Source organism: Pseudoalteromonas sp. TB25 (assembly GCF_000497995.1).
GTDB classification, from domain to species: Bacteria; Pseudomonadota; Gammaproteobacteria; order Enterobacterales; family Alteromonadaceae; genus Pseudoalteromonas; species Pseudoalteromonas distincta.
Genome location: NZ_AUTI01000284.1, coordinates 1 through 6,373 on the forward strand (window position 1 = coordinate 1; position 6,373 = coordinate 6,373).

The 6,373-nt window shown below is 40.2% G+C and carries 6 protein-coding genes; 3 read left to right on the forward strand and 3 right to left on the reverse strand.

Annotated features, from left to right (window positions below):
- Positions 1-96: 96 nt before the first annotated feature.
- Both L652_RS0109840 and gloB read right to left on the reverse strand, forming a co-directional pair.
- A complete protein-coding gene (locus L652_RS0109840; protein ID WP_024596941.1) occupies positions 97-1,677 on the reverse strand; it encodes a LysM peptidoglycan-binding domain-containing protein in 1,581 nt (526 codons plus the stop codon).
- Between the two features lie 155 nt (positions 1,678-1,832).
- A complete protein-coding gene (gloB, locus tag L652_RS0109845; protein WP_002963023.1) occupies positions 1,833-2,606 on the reverse strand; it encodes a hydroxyacylglutathione hydrolase in 774 nt (257 codons plus the stop codon).
- 53 nt (positions 2,607-2,659) lie between these two features.
- Between gloB and L652_RS0109850 the strand changes: the two genes are divergently transcribed.
- Positions 2,660-3,445 carry a class I SAM-dependent methyltransferase gene (locus L652_RS0109850; protein ID WP_002963022.1) on the forward strand — a complete coding sequence of 262 codons (786 nt, stop codon included), beginning with the start codon at positions 2,660-2,662 and terminating at the stop codon, positions 3,443-3,445.
- A gap of 163 nt (positions 3,446-3,608) precedes the next feature.
- Here L652_RS0109850 and rnhA read toward each other — a convergent pair whose 3' ends face one another.
- Complete coding sequence (gene rnhA / locus L652_RS0109855) at positions 3,609-4,067, reverse strand: ribonuclease HI (protein WP_024603432.1); 459 nt, start codon at positions 4,065-4,067, stop codon at positions 3,609-3,611.
- 68 nt (positions 4,068-4,135) lie between these two features.
- Between rnhA and dnaQ the strand changes: the two genes are divergently transcribed.
- Both dnaQ and L652_RS0109865 read left to right on the forward strand, forming a co-directional pair.
- Positions 4,136-4,849, forward strand: a complete 714-nt coding sequence (dnaQ, locus tag L652_RS0109860) for a DNA polymerase III subunit epsilon (protein WP_002963020.1) — start codon at positions 4,136-4,138, stop codon at positions 4,847-4,849.
- A 9-nt stretch (positions 4,850-4,858) separates the two neighbouring features.
- The gene (locus L652_RS0109865; protein ID WP_024596940.1) at positions 4,859-6,229 is read left to right on the forward strand and encodes a TIGR03503 family protein; all 1,371 of its coding nucleotides are present in this window, start codon (positions 4,859-4,861) and stop codon (positions 6,227-6,229) included.
- Positions 6,230-6,373 lie beyond the last annotated feature (144 nt).

Sequence of the window (6,373 nt, forward strand, 5' to 3'; positions counted from 1 at the left end):
GTATGGCTAGAAAAACTACCTGCTTAATCCTTTAATTTTAAAGTATTAAAAAAGGAGCGCATGCGCTCCTTTTTACTTTTAATATAGTTTTATAAATTAACTACTTCTGACATCTACTTTAAGTTTTAGCTTTTGGCCAGGTTGTAAGTATTTTTGACCGGCTAAATTATTCCACTTAATAATTTCGTTAACGCTTAGATTAAACTTAGACGCAATACGTGCAAGTGAGTCACCACGGCGTACTTTGTATGTAATAGTACGGTTGGTACTTGCCGTTGCTTGTGGTTTATTAGCTGACTTATACACAGTAAGTTTTTGATTTAGGCGCAGTACAGAGTTTTTCTTTAGCTTATTCCATTTAGCCAACTCATCCATAGTTACGTCATATTCGCGGCTAATATCCCATAACGTGTCGCCACTTTTAACTGTGTGCGAAAGTTTTGTGCGAGTTGCTTTATTAGCAGCTAAACGCATCTGCTTTGGTAAATGCTCACTATTTATAGCGCCATCAGTAAGCGGGACTAATAATTCTTGGCCTACTTTAATCGTATTTGATTTGAGTTTATTAAGCGATCGGATTGCGCTTGAGCTTGTTGTAAACTTTTTGGCAATTACCGATAAGCTGTCGCCTCGAGCCACAATATAACGCTGCCAGCGTAATCTGTTTTTAACATCAGTGTTTGCTAGTTTTTGGCTAAATTCCTCTGCTTTATCAACAGGCAATAATAAAGAATGTGGGCCATTAGGATCAGTTGCCCAGCGATTAAAACCGGGGTTTAATCTGTATAGCTCAGTAAGCGTCATATCAGCCATATCAGCAGCAAGTGCTAAATCTATTTGCGAGCCAACATCAACCACTTCAACCACTTGTGCATTAATTACTGGTTGCCATGTAACGTTAAAATCATCTGAGCGTTTTAATAAATCGGCAAGTGCTAATAACTTTGGTACGTAGGCTGTTGTTTCGCTTGGTAAATCAAGAGACCAAAAATCGGTAGGTAAATGCTTTTTACGATTCTTTTTAATCGCGCGCATTAAACGCCCTTCACCTGAATTATAAGCAGCAATCGCATTTAGCCAATCGCCTTCAAGTGTTTTATGTAAATACGATAAGTAATCAAGTGCTGCGCGAGTCGACTGCACTATGTCGCGACGACCGTCGTACCACCAGTTTTGTTTTAAATCGAATCGCTCACCGGTTGCAGGCATAAACTGCCAAATGCCCGATGCGCTGCGATTAGAATAACCAAATGGGTCAAATGCGCTTTCTACAATAGGCAGTAGTGCAATTTCGATTGGCATTTCGCGCTTTTCTACTTCTTCAACAATAAAGTGTAAGTAAGGTTCTGCACGTTTAGAAATACGATCTAAATAGGCTTGGTGGCGAGCGTAATAGTTACGTTCAGTAACAACAGGGCGGTTTTGCGGTATTTCGATAGAAAGTTGGTAGCGAATTCGCTCCCACACATCATCAAACACGGGCGCTTCTTGCTCATCAGAGTCAACTTGCTGATATTGTGCGTTTACCATCAATGCATTGTTAATGTCGTTAGGACTTGCGCCTTCGAGTTGTTGGTTTGCTTGCGTGGCGACTTGAGAGTCTGAGTCTAGAGTTGTCACAGTTTGGCAACCACTTAGCGCTAACGCCAAGGCTACTAATAAGGGAGATTTATTCATAAATACCAATACATCGGGTAAAAAACTCGGCGAATACTACCTGTTATGAGTTAACATTGCCACTTAATGACTTTTTAAAACGCAGAAATAGAATCATCACTATATCTTAAGTTAATGATTCTAATAAAATAAATATTAAAGTATTAGTTTGTGCATTAAAAATTGTCTTTGAACTGTCTCAGACTCGCAAAGTTTCCCCAAGGTTCATTGTTTTTTGTAACCGAGATGAATTTTTCTGGCACTAACTCTGTAATGGTTGGCAAATCGCTACGCATAAATGGATTTATTTTTAGCTCCTGTCCAATAGAAGTGGGTAGGGAGATTTGGTTATTACTGCGTAATTCATCTACTTTTTTACTGTACGCAAGGAGTTCTGGGTTACGTGGTTCAACCGCTTTGGCAAAGGCAAGATTAGCTTGCGTGTATTCGTGCGTGCAATACACACTGCAGCTTGCAGGCAGCTCTCTTAGTTTATTAAAAGATTTCCACATTTGCTTTGGCGTGCCTTCAAATAAGCGTCCACATCCACCGCTAAACAATGTATCGCCTGTGAAAGCAAGTTCATCATTTGTATAGCAAATATGATCAAGCGTATGCCCAGGAGTTGCTAAAATAGTAAAGTTAATATTAAGCACACTGATGCTTTGTCCATCAGTGAGTGCGTGAGTGACGCCTTTAAATGGACTATTTGCAGGGCCATAAACCGATATATCTGGATAGGCGTCAACTAATTCAGCTACGCCATCAGTGTGGTCGTAGTGATGATGCGTAATTAAAATGCCACCAAGCGTTAGTTTGTGCTCAGCTAAGTACGTTAATACGGGATGTGCTTGGCCTGGATCGACTACCCATGCTTGGTTACTGTTATCGGTAGTTAAACACCAAATGTAATTATCAGAAAAGGCTTTAATTGCTTTGACTTGCACCATGGTAAATTGCTCTATAAAGTGACACTTATCGCATAGTATAACGAGCTCAAAAAATGAAACCAGCCCTTAGTTTTCAAGAAGGACCCAAACCACTGTCGTGGCAGCAGTTTCCTCATGGGGATTATTTACGCACAGATATTGAACGTAAAATGGAGCAATGGCTTCCGCGTATGTTTGGCTATCATATGCTTAAGTTGGGTAATTTAAGTGGCGAATTAAACACAAGTATAAGTACGATTAAACACCAAGTGTGTGTTGCAGAGCCTGGGCCTTACACTGGGGTAGTTGCTGACATAGATGAATTGCCATTTTACGAGCACAGTATTGATGCTTGTATACTAAGCCACTGCTTAGAGTATCATTCAGACCCACATCACATTTTACGAGAAGCACATCGCACGCTTATTCCGGGCGGTTATATACTAGTGACTGGTTTTAATCCGTTTAGTTTGTGTGGGCTTGCACAAATGCTGCCTTTTAGTGGTCAGAAGTTACCATGGACGGGGCGCTTTTTTACCCCTGCGAGGGTTAAAGATTGGCTAAATTTATTGGGTTTTGAAATTGTAAGTGACGAACGTTTTATTTATTCATCACTGGCAAGAGGTAACAGGTTATCAAGATTTGAGTTTTGGCGGACTTTTGCAAAACAGTATTTAAAACCAATGGGCAGTGTTTATATGCTGGTGGCACGAAAAAGAGTTGCGCCACTTACGCCGATAAAACCTAAGTGGCATGCTAGGCCGCAGTTTGCACCAGTAAAAGGGGCAGGGCTTAGACAAACGTCAAAGCAACACTTTAAATCGTGCGAGCAAAAAAATAATACCAATTGCATTAAATAAGTGATCTATCATAGCGCTAAGAAAATAGCACATTAACAAGGCGAAAATTGTGACATATAGTTGTTCTATATGAATAATTTTTAACGCAGTTAGTGAGTTATTTAATGCGATAGAATGAACATGTTTTTAATAAAATTGGTATAACAACTAGCTTAGAATAAATTTAAGGCTGGTAGCCTACATCTTCTAGTAAATCTTTACTGCCAGCGGCATCGCGCGCTAAATCGTCAACTATTTCGTTGTATTTATTGCCGCTATGCCCTTTAACCCACTTCCAAGTTACATTGTGCTCGCTACAGGCTTTATCTAAGCGTTTCCATAAATCGACGTTTTTAACCGGCTTTTTAGCTGATGTTAACCAGCCACGTTTTTTCCAGTTAGTGATCCACGATNCTTGCTTAACATATTGGCTATCGGTTGTTAGGTTTACATCGCATTCTCGAGTGAGTGATTCTAGGGCTACAATAGCCGCGAGCATTTCCATTCGGTTATTTGTTGTGAGTTTATAACCTTGGCTCATTTCTTTTTCGTGGCCGTTATAAATCATAAAAATACCATAACCGCCGGGGCCTGGATTACCTAAACATGAGCCGTCGGTGTAAATCTCTACGGTTTTTTGCACTGTTTTACCTTGATCTTATGTACAATAAAGTGATTATAGAAAGATACCAGAATCAGGCTAAATTCGATATGGCACGTAGACAAATAGTTTTAGATACAGAAACCACCGGCATCGACCCTAAACAAGGGCACCGTATTATAGAAATTGGTTGTGTGGAGTTAGTAAATCGCCGTTTAACAGGCAATAACTTTCACGTTTATATAAACCCACAACGCCCAAGCGAAGAAGAAGCAATCGACGTTCACGGTATCACTAACGAATTTTTACGTGATAAACCGTTATTTCATCAAATTGCCCAAGAGTTTTTCGACTATATTGAAGGGGCAGAGTTAGTTATTCATAACGCACCGTTCGATGTTGGTCATATGGATAATGAATTTGCACTACTTAATCAGGGCTATCCTAAAACAGAGACTTTTTGTCAAGTTCTCGACACGCTTAAAATGGCGCGTGACTTGCATCCAGGTCAAAAGAACAATCTTGATGCATTATGTCGTCGTTACGATGTAGATAACGCAAAGCGAACACTTCACGGCGCGCTACTGGATTCTGAAATTTTAGCCGATGTTTACCTTGCCATGACGGGTGGTCAAACAAAGCTGAATTTGAATCAAAACAAAGATGACGGCAGCGAGCAACAGAAAGGCGGTATAAAGCGTTTAAATAGTGATAGAGCCCCATTAGTTGTATTGCGAGCAAGCGACACTGAGCAAAGCGCACACGAAGCACGATTAGATCTTGTAAACAAAGAAGGCGGCCAATGTATATGGCGCGCAGAATAAGGCGATTTAATGAAAACGATGTATTTTGTAACAGCGTTATGTGCCGCTAGTTTATTTACTGGCAATTCATATGGCGTAAGACAAGTAGAAGTGCTCAAGCGCGATGGGCATCAAAATGAGATCCCTTTACTTGATAATCGTTTTCGCATAGATAGCAAAATAGATGAAATAACACTGCTGTTTTTTAGAAAATCAGGTGCACCTGCTGTTATTTTAGTGCGGCCCGATGGCAGTAAGTACTTTGCTACTGACTCAGTTAAAAACCCTAACTTAGATTGGTTTGACGAACTCAGCTACGATTTAGTTACCATAAAAAAACCTATGGCGGGTCCTTGGCAAGTAATAGGCAGTATTTTACCCGACAGCAGAATAGTTGTATTAGGCGAAATATCTCTTGAGGCAGAGCCTCTTCCTTCAATGTTGTTTAGGGGGGAGACAATAAAAATCACCGGGAAAATACTAAACGACGGTGAGCCAATTAACACAAACCTATTTAGGGATGTTGTGAGCCTTAATGTTGACTTTGTAAGTACCAACAATGAAAACTTTGCTAACTTTGGCGCAGGCATTCAAGAAGTAGCGGAATTTAAAGACGATGGACGTGGATTTGATGAGCGTCCTAAAGATGGTGTGTTTACCGGCGAGTTTACTTTAGATTTTCCTGCGGGTGAATGGACACCAGAGCTTTACGTGGCAACACCTCTGCTGCAGCGCCGCATTGTGCAAAATACAATAGAAGTGCACGAGCCACCTTTTATAACCGAAGTCGCGTTAGCAGAACAAGACACAGACGAGCATCTGTTAACTATAAATATAGACCCAAGTATTGTTAAGCCAGAGACAGTCATCATCCAGGGAAAAATCTACTATCCCAATAACGAAGAGCAAATGTTTACCATAGATGCTGCAGCTAAAGACTCACGTCAGCTTAGTGTTAAAAATTATGATTGGGGTAGATATAGTGTTGAACTGTCTGTTTTTGGCACTAATATTAATGGCCGTGAATTTATGGCAGCGCTGCCAACGTATAAATTTGAGATAGAACGACCCATAGAAGTGGTGCCCGAAATTGATCCTGCAACGATTATTACGCCAGATAAAATGATCGAGAGTGAGCCTGTTGAAGAAAAAATGGCCACCTCGACAATTATTAGTTTAATTGTAGGCTGCAATACGCTCATTTTATTACTCGGATGGTTGTTAATTCGTATATTCGTTCAGAAAAAACCGATTAAATTTAAAGTTAAGCTGCCTTTTTTAAAGAAAAAGAAAACAAGTGAAGGTGATGTTGCCGACACAGAAAAAAATCAAGTCGGTAAAAATGGCTCAAAAAATGACAGATCAGGTGAAATTTTAAACCTTTCGATGACAGATGACTAAAAAACCTATAAAAAAACAAAAAAGCCCTTGACGAAATAGGGGTTGGTTCGTATTATTCACGCCGCTGTCAGGGAGACCTAAACAGCAACGAAAATATGGAGTGGTAGTTCAGTTGGTTAGAATACCGGCCTGTCACGCCGGGGG